The organism is uncultured Vibrio sp. (assembly GCF_947488985.1).
Classification (GTDB): domain Bacteria; phylum Pseudomonadota; class Gammaproteobacteria; order Enterobacterales; family Vibrionaceae; genus Vibrio.
Genome location: NZ_CANLBV010000168.1, coordinates 1 through 3,827 on the forward strand (window position 1 = coordinate 1; position 3,827 = coordinate 3,827).

Here is a 3,827-nt window from a genome sequence, read left to right on the forward strand (position 1 = left end):
AGGCACAGTGCTCTTGGGTATGTAAGCCCAGTTAACTTTGAAAAACAATATGTCGCTTAATACGGTGTCCAGTCTGATTGGAACAGATAACACCCCATTTAAAAACCGATCGCATGAAAGCGATCGGTCACTTCTGACTCATTATGGAGCAAATAATTATGAGTTATCTCTATCCACATAGCAGATATGATTAACGTTTGTTAGCATAAAACCATCAGGACTAAATGGCAATCCGTATGTAAATTCAACATTAGGGTTGTCTTCAATCTTAATTAGTTTATAGGCTTGAGAATCACTTTGTATTTCCATTTGATATCCATTCTGGATATCTCCATCACCACTACTCCTTACACGTGTACCATCCCATTGACAGTAGATAATGTCAGGTTTTGATTCAGCAATCATAATACGAGTTAAATCGACATGAAGTGTGCCATTTCCAACTTTATTTTCACCAGTAGTGCACTGGTAAAGGCTTGAAGGACCAACCAAAGTATTCTTTAGTACACAAGTTTGATCTAAAGACTCTATTGACCCACCTTGCTCTTCAGCAAAGGAAAAGTTAGAAATCAAAAGTAGTGAAAGAACGGGTAAATACTGTTTCATTTAACATATCCATTGTAATTAAGCATCAAATAACCAACATAACACTATCAAACTCATCACTTAATGTGAACTCATTTATGGGAATATTTCTTTATATCTAAGACTCGAGCATTTGTCGGAGAGAAAGATTTGGGTGCACCTTGGCATGAATCACAAAAAGGCTTACGCCCCTTCCTGTCCAGCCATTACTTCACTTCGTAGGCAAGCGTAGCTAGAAAGTTTACGTTCTTATCCTCATAACTAGATTCACTCTGTGAATCTAGTACAATCCAAAGAGAACACAATAACGTCATACAGATGACCGTTAATCCATTTTTGGGAAGATTGACCTTTAGAACTTTCATGTCTACCTGCATGTTCACTCCTCAGTAAATGATACTGTTTAAACACACAGTTATTTTTTAAGTTTTTCAACTGAACCGCTCGGCGCAATCCCGTAGCTGGCGTAGCCAGTCGGAGGGTGAGCAAGCGGAATATCTACTTAAATTGAACCTTGGCACGGTCACTAAAAATTCACTTTTACATAGATCGATCAAGTTAACCATACGTATAGAACTGACGCGCTACGCTTGTCGGATTTGGGCGATGGATAACTATTCGCTCGTTCCTCACGAAAGTTACCCACACTCAAATCAGAATGACGGCTCTTTTGTTCATTAATTCTTATGTCTATTGATTCTCTTGTTTTGCTTGCCTGCTTATCTGTAGGGATTCCTCTCTATAAATCTGTAGGGATTCATATACTAATATCTTTAGGGGGTAGGAAAACTATGAGCTTTTGGAGATTGTGATAGGAGTTTCAGGTGAATTTTTACGTAATGAGAGTCTTTATGAGGTTTTTTTTGTGATGGGGATCACTATGTGTTTGTTTTAGGTGTGATGAGTCCTACCGAACTAATGGCATAAGTGAAATTTAAAGGGGTTATTCAGGCGGAGTGTAATCTTCCCATTCTGGTATGTCAGATGTCTGGGCTTCATCGAGAAGCTGATTGATCTGATCAACTCTAGAAGAAGCTGCTTGTTGAGTGGTTTTGTTTTCTTTGCTCTTCTTTCTCAAGTTGCGATTGAGCATTGCTTTTGCTTTGCTGTAGAACAGCCCAAACTTCTCAAGGACAAATTCGTACTTGTTAGCAATTTGTCGTGGTGCAGATTCACCTTCAATCAGAACGAATTGAGCGGTTGATATGAGTCGACCGGACTCTTTTGCTTTGCTGATTAATTCTGTGACGTAATTGACGCAACGCCCCATCCTTGCTGCAATTTGCTTTCGGCTTGGGAACGCGCATTGATTAGAAAGGTTGTAAAAAGTGGATATAGCAATCAGTAAGGATTTCTCATCTGCTGGAATGCTTTCATCGCAAGCAACTGCATTAGTCAGTTGATTGTGGTGTTCGAGAAACTTGAGGGATTGATTAGATGCTGTCATGACACAAACCTTCTACACTCGACCATAAATGTGTTTGAACACTGGTTGAATGTGAATGCTTACTGTGTCTGTTTTGAGTGAGTTGCTGGATGCAACTATAGGTTAATTTTTTCATTTTTTATTCCGCAAGGTTTTTAGGGTTGTTTGGTTTCTCACATCAAACAATAAAGTATTAATCTATAGAAGATCTCTTTAAAGATCAAATGGTAAATTTTAGACACAAAAAAGCCGTCTACTTGCGGGAAGACGGCTCTATGCAAATGCTATTTAGTCAGATTGAGAGTCTAACACATTCTTATTCTCGAAAAATACACTACATAGGAAACTATGTAGTAGCGTGCTATGTAATGCACTTTTAACTTCGAGAACTAAGTACATTATATAGTGTATTCTCTAAAAAAAACAGTTTAACAGCAAAGTATACAAAAGGAGTTAAGGTTAGTATTTTTGTATTTGAGCTATTACTCGCCCAATTATTATAATAGATGAGTTACTAGTATTAGCGTCTTCTACAGGGTAGCAATGGTTATAGCTTCTTAATCTATATCCGAAAGGTGTGTTTTCAAGGATTTTCATTCTCAGCATGTCGTCGTGAATGAATACGTAAACGTCCCCATCTTTGACTGATTTTTGATCCTGGTCTATAAAAATTATTGATTCATCAGTAAACACGGGAGCCATTGAATCGCCATTGATTTTTATAGCTATCGTGTTTTTGTGATTGCTAATAAATGACTTATCAACGGTGTATAAATCTGACTCTTCATTATCACAAAGAACTCCCCCTCCCGCAGCCGCTTTAACTTTCGAGAAATACGGTATAGATACTTGCTCTCTGAGTCTCTTTATCGGAGTCACGTGATTGACTAACACATCAATAGGTACATTAAAAAGATGTGATAGTAGAATGAGGCTCTCTCCTTTTGGTTTTGATGTATCGAGCTCCCACTTTGAGACAGTTACTGGTTTTACGTTTGCTTTTTTTGCCAATTCAGCTTGTGTGAGCCTCATTCCTTTTCGTAAATGCAGTATTTTTTGACCTACAGAAAGCATTGTGCACCTTAAACGTTATATGTTTAAGGAAATCATTGCAGGATTTTTGTATATTTTTGTATTTCGAAACTATACGTTTGTATTGAATTGTTTTTGGATTATCTTTATCATCCATCAAATTGATCAAATAAACAGGCATGCAATTGAGGTTTTATGACTTCTGAAACTAAAAAGTGCACCAACGTGACGGCGACTCTCGACTACGAGACGAACCAACACCTTACGCGCTCTGCATCGGCTCACGGCCGAAGCAAGCGAGTTGAAGCGTTGTTTGTGCTGCGAGCGTTTTATCGCTTACCCGTAAACCAACAAAAAGAAATTTTGTCTCCAGAGTAAATTTGATTTTTTTATCTGTTCCCTGTGTGGAATTGGATTCTGAACACCGTTCTTTAACAATGTGTGCCATGAACGACTTAACACAAAACTTGTTTTGTATGAGTCACTCCGAGCAATCCAGTGACGGAGGACAGTAATTCACTGAAATAGACCTTATTTACCGCTGCGGCGACCGGGTGCGTAACCTATAGATAATGGAAGCGCATAAGCTGGTATGGCTGAACTGTGAGAATGACCTGAAATGTAAATAAGCTCCGCCATGTCTCGGCGGTGAGGTAGAGACAATCTCCAAAGCCTATTTTTTAAGTGTGCTTTGGAGAAATTTTAGTGTGATAAGGAGAAAGTATGAATCGTCTACCCAAACCCCCTAGTAAAAAAGAGTCGGAGCATGTGAAGCGGCAAGCCG

General features: G+C 38.7%; 4 protein-coding genes. 1 reads left to right on the forward strand and 3 read right to left on the reverse strand.

Features of this window, described 5'->3' with window-relative positions; all coding sequences use genetic code 11:
• Positions 1 to 156: 156 nt before the first annotated feature.
• From Q1A70_RS19260 to Q1A70_RS19270, 3 genes are all read right to left on the reverse strand, one after another.
• The gene (locus tag Q1A70_RS19260) at positions 157 to 606 is read right to left on the reverse strand and encodes a hypothetical protein (protein WP_299695495.1); all 450 of its coding nucleotides are present in this window, start codon (positions 604 to 606) and stop codon (positions 157 to 159) included.
• 922 nt (positions 607 to 1,528) lie between these two features.
• Positions 1,529 to 2,032: a hypothetical protein gene (locus tag Q1A70_RS19265; RefSeq protein WP_299695493.1), complete on the reverse strand. Its 504-nt coding sequence runs from the start codon at positions 2,030 to 2,032 to the stop codon at positions 1,529 to 1,531.
• A 438-nt stretch (positions 2,033 to 2,470) separates the two neighbouring features.
• Positions 2,471 to 3,085, reverse strand: a complete 615-nt coding sequence (locus Q1A70_RS19270; RefSeq protein WP_299695491.1) for an XRE family transcriptional regulator — start codon at positions 3,083 to 3,085, stop codon at positions 2,471 to 2,473.
• Positions 3,086 to 3,238: 153 nt separating this feature from the next.
• Between Q1A70_RS19270 and Q1A70_RS19275 the strand changes: the two genes are divergently transcribed.
• Entirely contained in the window at positions 3,239 to 3,421 is a 183-nt protein-coding gene (locus Q1A70_RS19275) for a TraY domain-containing protein (RefSeq protein WP_102559551.1), read from the forward strand.
• The last annotated feature ends 406 nt before the right edge of the window (positions 3,422 to 3,827 follow it).